The organism is Prosthecodimorpha staleyi (assembly GCF_018729455.1).
In the GTDB taxonomy this organism is placed as follows: Bacteria; Pseudomonadota; Alphaproteobacteria; order Rhizobiales; family Ancalomicrobiaceae; genus Prosthecodimorpha; species Prosthecodimorpha staleyi.
Genome location: NZ_JAHHZF010000007.1, coordinates 181,818 through 197,352 on the forward strand (window position 1 = coordinate 181,818; position 15,535 = coordinate 197,352).

General features: G+C 68.5%; 14 protein-coding genes. 13 read left to right on the forward strand and 1 reads right to left on the reverse strand.

Annotation, left to right across the window (positions count from 1 at the left end; all coding sequences use genetic code 11):
- Window positions 1–78 precede the first annotated feature (78 nt).
- The 11 genes from hemE (at window position 79) to KL771_RS15475 (ending at window position 11,145) form a co-directional block, all read left to right on the forward strand.
- Window positions 79–1,128: a uroporphyrinogen decarboxylase gene (gene hemE, locus KL771_RS15425; protein WP_261969437.1), complete on the forward strand. Its 1,050-nt coding sequence runs from the start codon at window positions 79–81 to the stop codon at window positions 1,126–1,128.
- A 4-nt stretch (window positions 1,129–1,132) separates the two neighbouring features.
- A complete protein-coding gene (gene hemJ / locus KL771_RS15430) occupies window positions 1,133–1,666 on the forward strand; it encodes a protoporphyrinogen oxidase HemJ (RefSeq protein ID WP_261969438.1) in 534 nt (177 codons plus the stop codon).
- 359 nt (window positions 1,667–2,025) lie between these two features.
- Complete coding sequence (rho, locus tag KL771_RS15435) at window positions 2,026–3,291, forward strand: transcription termination factor Rho (protein ID WP_054362045.1); 1,266 nt, start codon at window positions 2,026–2,028, stop codon at window positions 3,289–3,291.
- 524 nt (window positions 3,292–3,815) lie between these two features.
- The gene (gene mnmE / locus KL771_RS15440) at window positions 3,816–5,153 is read left to right on the forward strand and encodes a tRNA uridine-5-carboxymethylaminomethyl(34) synthesis GTPase MnmE (protein ID WP_261969439.1); all 1,338 of its coding nucleotides are present in this window, start codon (window positions 3,816–3,818) and stop codon (window positions 5,151–5,153) included.
- A gap of 233 nt (window positions 5,154–5,386) precedes the next feature.
- Window positions 5,387–7,261: a tRNA uridine-5-carboxymethylaminomethyl(34) synthesis enzyme MnmG gene (gene mnmG, locus KL771_RS15445; RefSeq protein WP_261969440.1), complete on the forward strand. Its 1,875-nt coding sequence runs from the start codon at window positions 5,387–5,389 to the stop codon at window positions 7,259–7,261.
- A 34-nt stretch (window positions 7,262–7,295) separates the two neighbouring features.
- Window positions 7,296–7,958 (forward strand): 16S rRNA (guanine(527)-N(7))-methyltransferase RsmG, encoded by a 663-nt coding sequence (gene rsmG / locus KL771_RS15450; RefSeq protein ID WP_261969441.1) that lies wholly within the window; start codon window positions 7,296–7,298, stop codon window positions 7,956–7,958.
- Window positions 7,955–8,776: a ParA family protein gene (locus tag KL771_RS15455; protein WP_261969442.1), complete on the forward strand. Its 822-nt coding sequence runs from the start codon at window positions 7,955–7,957 to the stop codon at window positions 8,774–8,776. Before rsmG ends, KL771_RS15455 begins: the two co-directional genes overlap by 4 nt.
- Window positions 8,777–8,810: 34 nt before the next feature.
- Window positions 8,811–9,683, forward strand: a complete 873-nt coding sequence (locus tag KL771_RS15460; protein ID WP_261969443.1) for a ParB/RepB/Spo0J family partition protein — start codon at window positions 8,811–8,813, stop codon at window positions 9,681–9,683.
- Window positions 9,684–9,860: 177 nt separating this feature from the next.
- Window positions 9,861–10,121 carry a hypothetical protein gene (locus KL771_RS15465; RefSeq protein ID WP_261969444.1) on the forward strand — a complete coding sequence of 87 codons (261 nt, stop codon included), beginning with the start codon at window positions 9,861–9,863 and terminating at the stop codon, window positions 10,119–10,121.
- Window positions 10,122–10,141: 20 nt separating this feature from the next.
- Window positions 10,142–10,732 carry a DUF4893 domain-containing protein gene (locus tag KL771_RS15470; RefSeq protein WP_261969445.1) on the forward strand — a complete coding sequence of 197 codons (591 nt, stop codon included), beginning with the start codon at window positions 10,142–10,144 and terminating at the stop codon, window positions 10,730–10,732.
- Window positions 10,729–11,145 (forward strand): metallopeptidase family protein, encoded by a 417-nt coding sequence (locus KL771_RS15475; RefSeq protein WP_261969446.1) that lies wholly within the window; start codon window positions 10,729–10,731, stop codon window positions 11,143–11,145. Before KL771_RS15470 ends, KL771_RS15475 begins: the two co-directional genes overlap by 4 nt.
- A gap of 317 nt (window positions 11,146–11,462) precedes the next feature.
- On the opposite strand, the gene KL771_RS15480 is transcribed toward KL771_RS15475, so the two are convergent.
- Window positions 11,463–12,155, reverse strand: coding sequence for a YggS family pyridoxal phosphate-dependent enzyme (locus KL771_RS15480; RefSeq protein ID WP_261969447.1), 693 nt, complete (start codon window positions 12,153–12,155; stop codon window positions 11,463–11,465).
- Between the two features lie 203 nt (window positions 12,156–12,358).
- On the opposite strand from KL771_RS15480, the gene leuS reads away from it, so the two are divergent.
- Both leuS and lptE read left to right on the forward strand, forming a co-directional pair.
- Complete coding sequence (leuS, locus tag KL771_RS15485) at window positions 12,359–14,992, forward strand: leucine--tRNA ligase (RefSeq protein WP_261969448.1); 2,634 nt, start codon at window positions 12,359–12,361, stop codon at window positions 14,990–14,992.
- Window positions 14,979–15,527 carry an LPS assembly lipoprotein LptE gene (gene lptE / locus KL771_RS15490; protein ID WP_261969449.1) on the forward strand — a complete coding sequence of 183 codons (549 nt, stop codon included), beginning with the start codon at window positions 14,979–14,981 and terminating at the stop codon, window positions 15,525–15,527. The genes leuS and lptE overlap by 14 nt, the downstream gene beginning before the upstream one ends.
- The last annotated feature ends 8 nt before the right edge of the window (window positions 15,528–15,535 follow it).

Here is a 15,535-nt window from a genome sequence, read left to right on the forward strand (position 1 = left end):
GGACCGCCGATCCCGGTAATTCAGGATCAAAGAGTCAAAACAATCACTTCGTGAATCGAAGGGTAGAAGGGGAAGGCTGTGGATCAGGACGCGAGCCGGAAAGAGCGCAAGCTGATACGGGTGCTCGACGGCGAGACCGTCTTCCCCCCGCCGATCTGGGTGATGCGGCAGGCGGGCCGGTATCTGCCCGAGTACCGGGCGACTCGGGCCGAAGCCGGCGGGTTCCTGGACCTCTGCTATTCCCCGAAGATGGCGACCGAGGTGACCCTGCAGCCGATCCGGCGCTACGGCTTCGATGCGGCGATCCTGTTCTCCGACATCCTGGTCATCCCGGATGCGCTGGGTCAGCCCGTGCGCTTCGTGGAAGGCGAGGGGCCGCGGCTCGATCCGCTCGATCTCGCCGAGGTCGGCCGGCTCGATCCGAGCCGGGTGCTCGACCATCTGGCACCGGTCTTCGAGGCGGTCGAGCGCATTCGCGCCGGCCTACCCGGCGAGACGACCCTGCTCGGCTTCTGCGGGGCACCCTGGACGGTCGCCACCTACATGATCGCCGGACGCGGCACGCCCGACCAGGCGCCCGCCCGCCGTGCCGCGTTGAGCGATCCAGACGGCTTCGCCCGCCTGATCGACATCCTGGTCGAAGCCTCGATTGCCTATCTGGCCCGGCAGATGGCCAGCGGCGCCGATGCCGTCCAGATCTTCGACACCTGGGCCGGGGTGCTCGACGAGGCCGAGTTCGATCGCTGGGTGGTCGAGCCGACCCGGCGCATCGTCGCCGGCCTGCGTGCCCGCGTGCCGGGTGCCAGGGTGATCGGTTTCCCGAAGGGGGCTGCGGCGGCGCTGCCCGATTTCGCCGCGCGGACCGGCGTCAACGCGGTCGGGCTGGATTGGACCGTGCCGCTCGGCTACGCCCGCGACATGCTGCAGCCGCGCATCGCCGTACAGGGCAATCTCGATCCGCTCAGGGTCATCATGGGCGGCAGGACACTCGACGAGGGCGTCGATCGGATTCTGGAGACGCTCGGCGGCGGGCGGTTGATCTTCAATCTCGGCCATGGCATCACGCCGGACGCCGATCCGGCCATGGTCGGTCGGCTGGTCGAACGCGTCCGGGCGGCGCAGAGGTGAGCCGATGAACTCCGCCTATCGGCCACGCGCCGCTTCGCCGGCCGTCCGCGCCGCCATCGCCATCGCGGTGACCGTCGCGATCCTCGCCGCCGTGATCGCCACGACGCCGGGGCAGGCCTATCTGTGGATCAAGTCGCTGCATGTGGTTGCGATCATCTCGTGGATGGCCGGCATGCTCTATCTGCCGCGCCTGTTCGTGAACCATTGCAGCGTCGCGGTCGGCTCGCCGGAATCGGTCCTGCTGAAGGGCATGGAGCAGCGCCTGCTGCGCATCATCCTCAATCCGGCCATGATCATCGCCTGGGTGACCGGGCTGTGGATGGCCTGGTCGGTGTTCGGCTTCCACGGCGGCTGGCTGCACGGCAAGCTCGCCCTCGTGCTGGTGCTCTCGGGCGTGCATGGCCATCTCTCGGCCTCGGTCAGGGCCTTCGCGGAGGACCGCAACCGCTACAGCGAACGGACCTGGCGTGTTCTCAACGAGGTGCCGGCGCTCCTGATGATCGGCATCGTCGTCCTGGTCATCGTCAAGCCGTTCTGACCACCCGATCCTGAGCCGCAGGACCCGTTTCGACGGCCGGGCGGGGTCCGGATCCGGCCGGATGCTTTTCCTCGGCGTGGGGGGCTTGTTCGAATCCTCGCGCCGGACTAAATTCTCTCCGCCCAGCCCACGCGGACGGAGCGTGGCGCGCCTTGCGCCGCCCCGGCGGACCCCTCAGGATCATCATCCGATCGGGTCGTCCATCGACCGGATATCGCCCCGCCCGCCTTTTCCCGTCCGCATCCGCGTACTCGTCCCGCTTCCGCGTCCGCCCATAACCGACCGGAACGTCAGACGAGCGGACCTGCTTTCCGAAACGATCGGTCGCAATGCTCACCGCCCCCGAAAGACTCCCGCCGATGCAGCAGTTGAAGCTTCAGGATCTTAAATCGAAGTCGCCGACCGAGCTTCTTGCCTTTGCCGAGGAGCTCGAAGTCGAAAACGCCAGCACCATGCGCAAGCAGGAGCTGATGTTCGCAATCCTGAAGCAACTGGCCGCCCAGGAAGTCGAGATCATCGGCGAAGGCGTCGTCGAAGTCCTGCTGGATGGCTTCGGCTTTCTACGGTCGCCTGATGCGAACTACCTGCCGGGTCCCGACGACATCTATGTTTCACCGTCGCAGATCCGCCGCTTCTCGCTGCGCACCGGCGACACGGTCGAGGGCCATATCCGCAGCCCGAAGGAAGGCGAGCGCTATTTCGCACTGCTGAAGGTCAACTCGATCAATTTCGAGGATCCCGACAAGGCCCGCCACAAGGTCCATTTCGACAATCTGACGCCGCTCTATCCCGACGAGCGCTTCCGGATGGAGATGGACGAGCCGGTCGGCAAGGACATGTCGTCGCGTGTGATCGACATCGTCGCCCCGCTCGGCAAGGGCCAGCGCGCGCTGATCGTCGCCCCGCCGCGCACCGGCAAGACGGTGCTGCTGCAGAACATCGCCCGGTCGATCACCACCAACCATCCGGACTGTTACCTGATCGTGCTGCTGATCGACGAGCGGCCCGAGGAAGTGACCGACATGCAGCGCACCGTGAAGGGCGAGGTGGTGTCCTCGACCTTCGACGAACCGGCCGTGCGGCATGTGCAGGTCGCCGAGATGGTCATCGAGAAGGCCAAGCGCCTGGTCGAGCATGGCCGCGACGTGGTCATCCTGCTGGATTCGATCACCCGCCTCGGCCGCGCCTACAACACCGTCGTGCCGTCCTCCGGCAAGGTGCTGACCGGCGGTGTCGATGCCAACGCGCTGCAGCGTCCGAAGCGCTTCTTCGGCGCGGCGCGCAACATCGAGGAGGGCGGCTCGCTGACCATCATCGCGACCGCGCTGATCGATACCGGCAGCCGCATGGACGAAGTGATCTTCGAAGAGTTCAAGGGCACCGGCAATTCGGAACTGATCCTCGATCGCAAGGTCGCCGACAAGCGCACCTTCCCGTCGATGGACATCACGCGCTCCGGCACGCGCAAGGAGGAACTGCTGGTTCCGGCCGACGTGCTCAAGAAGACCTACGTGCTCCGGCGCATCCTGACCCCGATGGGCACCGTCGATGCGATCGAGTTCCTGCTCGACAAGTTGCGTCAGACCAAGACCAATGCGGACTTCTTCGACTCGATGAACACCTGACGGTTTCACCGTTCCGGGCTCGAAGTTCGAGCTAACCATGGGACAGGGCGCGTTCCCGCACGGCGTGTCCCAATCGACCAGAACGCCGCCTGGCCCGTCCGAGGCGGCGTTTTCATGTGTGGTGAAGCCTCGCGGCTCCTTGCAGACGAACTCTGCAAATCTGGGACGGAACAGGGACATCCAGGCCGCCACCCCGGTTCGCCGGCCGGTCTCGGCCGGGGGAAATGTCTCGGCAACGAAGGCGACCTCGAAGGCTGCTGCCAGAAGGTCGCCGAACGGGCCCACGAAGACGGCGGCCGGGACCCGCAGCTGCGACGGGTCGGCTGCAAAAGGCCGGGATCGACGGTCAGTCAGTGGCGGATCGCACAGGCGTTCGGCTGCTCGGTGTCGATTGCGGTCGGCAGTGGACATAGCGATGGCGGATCGTCCGAGGCGATCCGTCTTGATGTCGGCCAGAGGACGGGTCATCACGGCGGCGGCCCTTGCGTCCTGAAGACCCTCTTTCTGCCAAGGAGCAGGCATCCGTGAGCCGTCGAGACCAGACCATTTTTGCGCTGTCGAGCGGTGCCCTGCCGAGCGGGGTCGCAGTCGTTCGTCTGAGCGGATCGGATAGCGGTGCCGCCGTCATGGCGGTGGTCGGTCGATTGCCCCAACCGCGTCGCGCCGGGCTGAGTACGTTGCGCGCCGAGGATGGATCGGTGATCGACCGCGGCGTGGTCATCTGGCTGCCGGGCCCGGCGAGTTTCACCGGCGAGGACATGGCCGAGTTCCAGGTCCATGGCGGGCCGGCCGTGGTTGCCGCGCTGTTGGCCCGTCTGCGCGATCTGCCGCGGTTGCGCGCCGCTGAACCGGGCGAGTTCACCCGGCGGGCCTTCCTGGCCGGACGGATCGATCTGGCCGAGGCGGAGGGGCTCGCCGATCTGGTCGCGGCCGAGACGGAGGCGCAGCGGCGGCAAGCGATCCGGCAGGCGGGCGGGATGCTGTCGCGGCAGGCGGAGGCCTGGCGGACCCGCATCGTCACGATCCGGGCACTGATCGAAGCCGAGCTCGATTTTCCCGACGAGGACGACGTACCGGGTTCGGTCAGCGATGCGGCCTGGTCCGAGGCGACGATCCTGCTCGGCGAGATCGAAGGCGCGTTGGCGGACGCCGGTCGGGGCGAGCGACTCCGGCGCGGCTACGAAGTGGTGCTGACCGGGCCACCCAATGCCGGCAAGTCGAGCCTGCTCAACGCGCTCGCCGGTCGCGAGGCGGCGATCGTCACCGAGGAGCCGGGCACGACCCGGGACCTGATCGAGGTCCGGCTCGATCTCGACGGCCTGCCGGTGATCCTGGTCGATTCGGCGGGGCTGCGCGATGCGCCGGGCCGGGTCGAGCAGGAGGGTATCCGGCGCGCGCGCGAACGGGCCGGGGCAGCGGATCTGGTGCTGTGGCTGTCGCCGGCGGATGCGCCCGCCGCGCCGGAACGCCCGGCCTCCGGCGTGCCGCTCCTGGTGCTGCAGACCAAATGCGATCTGGTTCCCGGACGGCCGCAGGACCGGGCGGCGACTGTCGGTCTGGACCTGCCGGTCTCGGCGGCGACCGGGCAGGGGCTCGACCGACTGCGCTCCGAGATCGCCGCGCGGGCCGGCGTGGCGCTCGGGTCCGGCGAGGATCCGCTGATCACACGGGTTCGACATCGCGAGGCCCTGACCACGGCGGCGGCGGCCCTGCGCCTGGCCGTGCAACGCAGCGACCTGCCCTTGGAACTGCGCGCCGAGGATCTGCGCGCGGCCGGCGACGCGATCGGACGGATCACCGGGCGGGTCGGCGTCGAGGATCTGCTCGACGTGATCTTCGGTCAGTTTTGCATCGGCAAGTGATCATTCCCGATCCGAAACGAACGTTTCACGTGAAACACTCGATTCGGATCCGAATCGGATCCGATATGATCGTGACACTTCAACCCGCGTCGCGGATCCGCTATGGGAGGGCCGCGCGGACGCGCCGATCCTCCTGGCTTCGCGACCGACGCGGCGACCGGGTCTTGCGGCCGGCTGCTTGCGCGTGGCTTGGCGTTGCCCCTGTCCCCCGACCGTTTCCGATGGATGAACCGATGACCAGCGACCTGACCTGCGATGTGGTAGTGATCGGCGGCGGCCATGCCGGCGTCGAGGCGGCGACCGCGGCCGCGCGCATGGGGGCCGCCACCATCCTGGTCACGCATCGCTTTGCCACGGTCGGCGCCATGTCGTGCAATCCGGCCATCGGCGGTCTCGGCAAGGGCCATCTGGTGCGCGAGATCGATGCGCTCGACGGCGTCATGGGTCGTGCGGCCGACCTTGGCGGCATCCAGTTCCGGGTCCTCAACCGGCGCAAGGGCCCGGCCGTGCGCGGCCCCCGGGCGCAGGCCGACCGCAAGCTCTATGCCGCTGCGGTTCAGGAAGCCGTGCGGGCGACCGCAAATCTGACCGTGGTCGAGGGCGAGGCCGACGATCTGGTGATAACGTCGGAACGGCTGGCCGGAGTCCGTCTGGCCGATGGCCGGCTGATCGGCTGCGGGGCGGTGGTCGTCACCACCGGCACCTTCCTGCGCGGGATGATCCATATCGGCGACCGGCGCATCCCGGCCGGCCGGGTCGACGAGGCGCCGGCGCTCGGCCTGTCAGGGGCCTTCGAACGGATCGGCTTCACCCTCGGGCGGCTCAAGACCGGCACGCCGGCGCGGCTCGACGGACGCACCATCGACTGGTCGGCGGTCGAAATGCAGCCCGGCGACGCGACGCCCGAACCCTTCTCGATGCTGACCGATCACCTGCCCAATGCACAGGTCGAGTGCGGCATCACCCGGACCACGCCGGAGACCCATGCGGTGATCCGGGCCAACCTGTCGCGTTCGGCGCTCTATGGCGGCCAGATCCAGGGACGGGGTCCGCGCTACTGTCCCTCGATCGAGGACAAGATCGTGCGCTTCGGCGACCGCGAGGGGCACCAGATCTTCCTGGAGCCCGAGGGTCTCGATGACCCGACCGTCTATCCGAACGGCATCTCGACCTCGCTGCCCGAGGACGCGCAGGCGGCGCTGCTGAAGACCATCCCGGGCCTGGAGCGGGTCGTGATGGTGCGTCCGGGCTATGCGATCGAGTATGACCATGTCGATCCGCGCGAGCTGCGGCCGACGCTGGAGACCAGGCGCATGCCCGGCCTGTTCCTGGCGGGCCAGATCAACGGCACGACCGGCTACGAGGAGGCCGGCGCGCAGGGCCTGCTGGCCGGCCTCAATGCGGCGCTCGTCGCCGGGGGTGGGCAGGGGCGGACCATCGGTCGAGACGAGGGCTATCTCGGCGTGATGATCGATGATCTGGTCACGCGCGGCATCACCGAGCCCTACCGCATGTTCACCTCGCGCGCCGAATACCGGCTGACGCTCCGGGCCGACAATGCCGACCAGAGGCTGACGCCCGCCGGCCTCGCCTGGGGGCTGGTCGGCACGGAGCGGGCCGCGCGGTTCAGGGACCGGCTCGCGGCGCTCGATGCGGCGCGCGGCCTGGCCCGCGCCCTGACGCTGACCCCATCGGAAGCGGCCCGGCACGGCATCGCGGTCAACCAGGACGGCGTCCGGCGCAGCGCCTTCGATCTGCTGGCCTATCCGGACGTGACCGTGGCGCGGCTCGCCGCGGTCTGGCCGGAATTTGGCACGATCGCGCCGGCCATCGCCGAACAGCTCGAAATCGATGCCGCCTATGCGGTCTATCTCGATCGCCAGCGCGCCGATATTGAGGCCCTGCGCCGCGACGAGGCGGTCGTCATCCCGGACGGCTTTGCCTATGAGGGGCTCGCCGGGCTCTCCAACGAATGCCGGCAGCGGCTGGTCGAGGCCCGGCCGACCACGCTCGCCCGGGCGGCCCGCATCGAGGGCGTCACGCCCGCAGCCCTGACCCTCATCCTGGCGCATGTCCGCAAGGCTGCGGCGGCCGGGTCGGCGGCGTAGACTTGCCTCCCAAGCCAACCGATTCGGACGCGAAATGAGCCCGACCCTGCCGGAGACGGATGCGGCGCTGGACGCCGTGATGCCTGTTTCCCGTGAAACACGCGAGCGGCTGGCGGTCTACGTCGCCCTGCTGACGAAATGGCAGAAGAGCCAGAACCTGGTCGCCCCGGCGACCCTGCCGAAGGTCTGGTCCCGCCACGTGGCGGATTCGCTGCAGGTCCATGCGACGCTGCCCGACGTGCTGCGCTGGGCCGATATCGGCTCGGGCGCCGGCTTCCCGGGCCTCGTCACGGCGATCTGTCTGGCGGGGCGGCCGGGGGCAGTCGTTCATCTGGTCGAGAGCAACAAGGGCAAGGCGGCCTTCCTGCGCACCGTGGCGCGGGAGACCGGCGCGCCCGCGACCGTTCATGCCGACCGCATCGAAACGGTCCTGCCGAGCCTCGCCGGGGCCGTGGAAGGGCTCTCCGCCCGGGCGCTCGCCCCGCTCGTCGATCTGTGCCGGATGGTCCACCCGCTGATGCGGCCCGGCGTGCGTGCGCTTTTCCACAAGGGACAAGATTTTGCGTCCGAGCTGGCCGACGCTACTCAATCTTGGGATCTGGACGTGGTAGAACGGCCCAGTCGGATCGATCCGGCGGGACGACTCATCCTGATCAGCGGGATGTCGCCGAAGCCTCTCTCGGGAGCTGGCCGATGACCATGTTGACGAAATCTCCCCGCGTCCTCGCGCTCGCCAACCAGAAGGGCGGCGTCGGCAAGACGACGACCGCGATCAATCTCGGCACCGCCCTGGCGGCGATCGGCGAGAATGTGCTGATCGTCGATCTCGATCCGCAGGGCAACGCGTCGACCGGTCTCGGCATCGACCGGCGCAGCCGCAAGCGCTCGACCTATGACGTGCTGGTCGGGGAGGCCGGGCTTGGCGACGTGGTCGTCGAGACGGCCGTGCCGCGGCTCTGGGTGGCGCCCTCGACGCTCGACCTGCTCGGCGTCGAGCTGGAAATCGCCGCCTCGTCCAACCGCGCCTTCCGCCTGCGCGAGGCCATCGCCCGCTACGCGGCCTCGGTCGAGGCCGTGCCGCAGTTCAGCTACGTGCTGGTCGATTGCCCGCCCTCGCTGAACCTTCTGACCATCAACGCCATGTCGGCCTCGCATTCGGTGCTGGTGCCGCTGCAGTGCGAGTTCTTCGCGCTGGAAGGCCTGTCGCAGCTCTTGAGCACGGTCGAGCAGGTCAAGACCTCGCTCAATCCGGAGCTGACCATCCACGGCATCGTGCTGACCATGTTCGATGCGCGCAACAATCTCTCCGGCCAGGTCGTCGCCGACGTGCGCCAGCATATGGGCGAGACGGTCTACGAGACGGTGATCCCGCGCAATGTGCGCGTCTCCGAGGCGCCGTCCTACGGCAAGCCGGCGCTGCTCTACGACCTCAAATGCACCGGCAGCCAGGCCTATCTGCGGCTGGCCTCCGAGATCATCCAGCGCGAACGGCGCCTGCGCGCCGAAGCGGCCTGACGGCGGAATTCGAACCGGGCTGCGGAGACGGACCATGGCGGAAGAAAAGCGGCGGCTCGGGCGTGGCCTCGCGGCCCTGTTGGGCGACATCGCGGAGCCGGATGCGGCGCCGGTCGAGCGCAGCGGTTCGCGGCGAGTGCCGATCGAGTTCGTGCGCCCCAACCCGCGCAACCCGCGCCGTTCCTTCGCCGAGGCCGAACTGGCCGATCTCGCCGTCTCGGTCCGGGAGAAGGGTATCGTCCAGCCGATCCTGGTGCGCCCGGTCAAGGCGCAGGCCAATGCCTTCGAGATCATCGCCGGCGAGCGGCGCTGGCGGGCGGCGCAGAAGGCCGGCCTGCACGAAGTGCCGGTGATCGTTCAGGACGTCACCGACAAGGAGGCGCTCGAACTCGCCATCATCGAGAACGTCCAACGCGCCGACCTGAATGCCATTGAGGAGGCCTTCGGCTACGAGCAGCTGATCGCCGAATTCGGCTATACGCAGCAGGATCTCGGCCAGGTGATCGGCAAGAGCCGCAGCCATGTCGCCAACACCCTGCGGCTCCTGAAGCTGCCGGAATCGGTCAAGGATCACCTGCGCGAGGGGCGTCTCACCGCCGGTCATGCGCGCGCGCTGGTGAGCGCCGAAGACCCGGCCGGGCTGGCCGATCGGATCGTCGCCAAGGGCCTGACCGTGCGCGACGCCGAGGCACTCGCCCAGTCGCCCAAGCTGCCCGAGGCTCCCGAGCAGAAGGGCCTGAAGCCGGGCAAGGATCCTGACACCCTGATGCTGGAAAAGACCCTGACGGATCTGCTCGGCGTGCCGGTGGCGATCGACCACAAGGACAACGGCACGGGCTCGCTGAAGATCAAGTATCGCTCGCTCGAGCAGCTCGACGAAGTCTGCCGGCGGCTGAAGAACGGCTGATCCGGCCCGGCGTCTATCGGCGCCGCGGGCCGGCGTCGGCCAGGGCGCCATGGCCTGGGCGGAGCGACAGGGTCGTCGCATCGGCTCCGAGGCCCCCTTGATCTCACCGGACGATCGGGCAGGGTGGGGCGGGATATCCCGCGGGAGCCGGCTGGCTCGGACGCGAAGGGGAGGCCGATGGATCATCGCCAACAAGAGGAAGCCAGGCGCCGACGCGAGGCCGAGGCGGCCCTGAAGCGTGTCTCACGTGAAACTGAGACCGTCGGTGAGAGCGCCATCGGGGCGGCGGCGGATCGGCTGAAGGGCCATTTCGCCGGATCCGACGCACCCGCCGAAGACCGCGTCGAGGTCTGGGGCCGGCGGATCGGGCGCGGCCTTGCGGTCGTGGCCTTCGTGGTGCTTCTCATTCACCTCGTCCGTACCTATGTGATGTCGTGATCTTTTCGACGGGGAGAACCATGCGCCGTCTTGTCATTGCCAGCCTGTTCGCGCTCCTGCCATGGGCTTCCGCGCTCGCCTATGACGGCTTTCCGGCGCAGCTGACCGAGGCCGATCGCGCGAGGCTCGACCGCTTCGACGCGGTACGCGCGGAGGCGATCCGGGATGCCGAGCGTGGCGAGGCAGCCGATCGTGCGGTTCTCGCCAAGGTGCTGGAGGGCGATGCGGGGCCGATCGGGATCGAGACCTTGCCGGGGCGTTGGCGCTGCCGGACCGCCAAGATCGGCGCCCAGGGCGATCTGTTGCCGCTCGTCATCTATCCGGATTTCGAATGCCGCATCACGGCGCTGCCGGGCGGCGGGCTCAAATTCGAGAAGACCACCGGGTCGCAGCGGACCTCGGGGACGCTCTACCCGTTCGATCGGAACCGGCTCGGCTATGCCGGCTCGTCCTGGTACGGCTACGAGAAGGGGCCGAAGCCCTACGGAACCGATCCGGATCGCGACGAGGTCGGCGTGCTGGTGCGGGTCTCGGCGACCCGGCTGCGGCTGGAACTGCCGGCGCCGAGATTGGAATCCCTGTTCGACATCATCGAGTTGAGGCGCCGATGAGCCTTTCCGAATGGCTGCAGCGGACGGCGCCGTCGCTGGAGGATTTCGAGGTGCTCGCACGCCAGGCCTATGACGGCCTGCCGGCCGAGTTCCGCGACCTGACCGGCGACATCCTGATCCGCATCGCCGATTTTCCCGACGACGAGGCGCTCGACGCGCTCGATCTGGAATCGCCCTTCGACCTGCTCGGCCTGTTCCAGGGCGTCGGCCTCGCGCAAGGATCGTCGACGCCCTTCACCGGCCAGCTGCCGAACCAGGTCTGGCTCTACCGCCGCCCGATCCTCGACTATTGGGCCGAGCACGACGAGACGCTCGGGCATATCGTCGCGCATGTGCTGATCCACGAGATCGGCCATCACTTCGGCCTCTCCGACGACGACATGGAGGCGATCGAGGAGAGCGTGGCGGGGTAGCGCGCGGGCGGGCGCTCGGGGCGGGGCTCGCGATCGCGATGCCCCGGGCGCTGACTTGGCGGATTTCGGTCGGGGCGTCAGTTCTCAGGCCGCGGTTGCCGAGGCGATCCCGGTCCGCTCCGTGCAGATGCAGGTGCCGGTGATTTCGGGATGGTTCGGTCCGGTGTTCCGGACCCCGGCTGCGGCAGGGCCTCTGCGGGAGTCCTGGACGGGCGTTTCGGGTGGCCGGTATTCTGGTCGGACCGACCCTCAAGACGCCGTCCAGGGCCTTCCTACGCGGTCGATCGTTGCTGATCCGAAACGAAAGAGTTTCCCGCTCAGGCGGTCGTTGTCTCAGGAGTCTCGCCATAGTCGCGGTGGCCGAAGATGGCGCTGCCGACGCGGACATGGGTCGCGCCGAGGCCGATGGCGGTCTCGAAATCGGACGACATGCCCATCGACAGGAGCGGCAGCCCCATCTCTTGCCCGAGCTTGGCGAGCAGCGCGAAATGCGGGCCGGGCGCATCCTCCGCCGGGGGGATGCACATCAGGCCGGCGATCGCCAGGCCGTGCTGGCTGCTGCAGCGCTCGACAAAGGCGGCGGTCTCGCGCGGGTCGATGCCGGCCTTCTGCGGCTCGAGGCCGGTATTGACCTGGACGAGCAGTTTCGGCGTGCGCCCCTGCCGGCGCATCTCGGCGGCCAGCGCCTCGGCGATGCGGTCGCGGTCGACGGTGTGGATCACGTCGAACAGCTCGACCGCCTCGCGTGCCTTGTTGGACTGCAGCGGGCCGATCAGATGCAGCTCGAGGTCCGGCGTCGCCGCCTTGAGCCCCGGCCATTTCGCCTTGGCCTCCTGGACGCGGTTCTCGCCGAAGACGCGCTGACCGGCGGCGATCACCGGGGCGATCTCCTCGGCCGGGAAGGTTTTGGAGACGGCGACCAGCGTCACCGCGCCTTCCGGCCGGCCGGTGGCGCGTTCGGCCCGGCGGATGCGATGGCGGATTTCGGCGAGACGGTCGGCGGCGCTCATCCAGTCCTCGGCGGTCGATGGCAGGAATTCGGCCCGGCATAGCAGAAGCGCGGGCGCGACGCGACGTTCTCGGTGTTGACCTCACCGGGTCTTTCTGGTGAAGGTCGCGCCTCCCCCCTCGCGCGCGCGTCGCGCGGGGTCTCTCGACTTGATCCCGCGCCGTCCCCGCGCGGGCCCCAGGCGTCCAGGACTTCGAAAAACCCATGGCCAGCGAGCGCTACAATCCCCGCGAAGCGGAACCGAAATGGCAGAAGGCGTGGGACGCCGCCGAGGTGTTCCGCACCCGCAACGAGGACCCGCGGCCGCGCTACTACGTGCTTGAGATGTTCCCCTATCCGTCGGGACGCATCCACATGGGTCACGTGCGCAACTACACGATGGGCGACGTGGTCGCGCGCTACAAGCGCGCCCGCGGCTTCAACGTGCTGCATCCGATGGGCTGGGACGCCTTTGGCCTGCCGGCCGAGAATGCGGCCATGCAGAACAAGGTCCATCCGGCCAAGTGGACCTACGAGAATATCGCCACCATGCGGGCGCAGCTGAAGTCGATGGGCCTGTCGCTCGACTGGGCGCGCGAGATCGCGACCTGCTCGCCGGAATACTACCGTCACCAGCAGAAGATGTTCATCGACTTCTTCGAGGCCGGGCTGGTCTATCGGCGCAAGTCGAAGGTCAACTGGGACCCGGTCGACATGACCGTGCTGGCCAACGAGCAGGTCGTCGACGGGCGCGGCTGGCGCTCGGGCGCGCTGGTTGAGCAGCGCGAACTGGAGCAGTGGAACTTCCGCATCACCGCCTATTCGGAGGAGCTGCTGTCGGCCCTGGACGGGCTCGATCGCTGGCCCGACAAGGTGCGGCTGATGCAGCGCAACTGGATCGGCAAGTCGGAGGGCGCGCGCGTCCGCTTCGAATTCGCCGCCCCGGCGCCGAACGGCGACCGCACGCTGGAGATCTTCACCACCCGGCCCGACACCCTGTTCGGCGCCTCCTTCATGGCGATCGCGCCGGATCATCCGGTTGCGCGGGCCTGTGGGGCGGCGGATCCGGATCTGGCCGCCTTCCAGGAGAAGTGCCGCCAGATGGGCACCTCCGTGGCGGTGCTGGAGACGGCCGAGAAGGAGGGCTACGACACCGGTCTGCGCGTGAAGCATCCCTTCCTGCCCGGCGTCGAGCTGAAGGTCTTCGTCGCCAACTTCATCCTGATGGACTACGGCACCGGCGCCATCTTCGGCTGTCCGGCGCACGACCAGCGCGACCTCGACTTTGCCCGCAAATACGGCCTGTCGGTCACGCCCGTGGTGCTGCCGCCGGGTGCCGATCCGGCCGTCTTCACGGTCGGCGACATCGCCTATGACGGGGAGGGCACGCTCTACAATTCCGGCTTCCTGGACGGGATGTCGATCGAGGCCGCCAAGGACGCGGTCGCCGGCCGGCTGGAGACGACGGAGGTCGACGGCGCCCCGCAGGGCACGAGGCAGGTGAATTTCCGCCTGCGCGACTGGCTGATCTCGCGCCAGCGCTACTGGGGCTGCCCGATCCCGATGGTCCATTGCGAGGCCTGCGGGGTGGTGCCGGTGCCGGCGGCCGAGCTGCCCGTGAAACTGCCCGACGACGCCACCTTCGACCGGCCCGGCAACCCGCTCGATCATCATCCGACCTGGAAGCATGTCGGCTGTCCGTCCTGCGGCCGGCCGGCGCGGCGCGAGACCGACACCATGGATACCTTCGTGGATTCGTCCTGGTATTTCGCGCGCTTCACCGATCCGTGGAACGAGACGGCGCCGACCACCCGTTCGGCGGTCGATGCCTGGCTGCCGGTCGACCAGTATATCGGCGGCATCGAGCACGCGATCCTGCACCTGCTCTACTCGCGCTTCTTCACCCGCGCCATGAAGGCGACCGGCCATGCCGGCCTGGACGAGCCCTTCGCGGGCCTGTTCACGCAGGGCATGGTGGTGCACGAGACCTACAAGGGTCCGGACGGCTGGGTCTCGCCGGCCGAGATCGAGATCACCGAGCTCGACGGCAAGCGCACCGCCAGGATGAAAGATGGCGGCGCGACGGTCGAGATCGGCGGCATCGAGAAGATGTCGAAGTCGAAGAAGAACACCGTCGACCCGACCGAGATCATCGGCGGCTGGGGCGCCGATACGGCGCGCTGGTTCATGCTTTCCGACAGCCCGCCGGAGCGCGACGTGATCTGGACCGAGGCCGGTGCGGAAGGCGCGCATCGCTTCGTCCAGCGCATCTGGCGCATGGTCGGCGACGCGCTGCCCTTCGTCTCCGGCCCGGCGCCGGCGCGTCCGGCCGAGATCTCGGCGGCGGCGACGGCGTTGCGCAAGGCGGCCCACAAGGTGCTGGCGGCAGTCGAGGACGACATCGAGAAGCTCGCCTTCAACCGCGCCGTGGCACGCATCTACGAACTGGCCAACACGCTGCAGAAGGCGGTCCTGGATGCCAGGGCGGCCGAGGGCGCGGCGGCGGATGCGGGCCTCGCGGCGGCGCTGCACGAGGCCTTCGACATCCTGGTGCGCATCATTGCGCCGATGATGCCGCATCTGGCCGAGGAATGCTGGCAGGTCATGGGGCGCGACGGCCTGCTCGCGACCTCCGACTGGCCGGTCGCCGACCGCGCGCTGATTGTGGACGACACCATCGTGCTGCCGATCCAGATCAATGGTAAGAAGCGTGCGGAGTTGACGATCGGCCGTGATGCGAGCGAGGCTGAGGTGACCGCGGCGACGCTCGCGCTCGAGGCGGTCGTCAAGGCGCTCGACGGCAAGGCGCCGCGCAAGGTGATCGTCGTGCCGCAAAGGATCGTGAATGTCGTTGCGTGATCCGATCGACCGTCGCCGCGTGCTGACGCGGGCGCTGGGCCTTCTGGGGCTCGGCGCCGCTGTGCCGCTGCTGGCCGCCTGTTCCAACGTGCGGCCGCTCTATGGTTCGCTCGACGGCACCGGCGGTCCGGCGGCCAAGATGACCCATATTGACCTCGCGCTGGCCGACAGCCGGGTCAGCCAACGCGTCCGAAACGAGCTGATCTTCGCCTTCTACGGCGGCGGCGAGCCGGAGAAGCCGGCCTACCGGCTCAACCTGCGCATCACCGATTCCTCCCTGCCGCTCGGCATCGAGCGGCTGGAGACGACGCCCTCGGCCTATCTGGTGCAGCTCAATGCCAGCTTCGTGCTGGTCGACATGGCGAGCGACAAGACCATCCTGACCGGCACCAGCTTCGCCAACGTCTCCTACGACTTCTCGCAGCAGCGCTTCGCCAATGTGCGCGCCCAGCGCGATGCCGAGAACCGCGCCGCCAACCAGATCGCGGTCGACATCCGCACCAAGATCGCGGCCTATTTCGCGACCCACGGCTGATCGGGCGG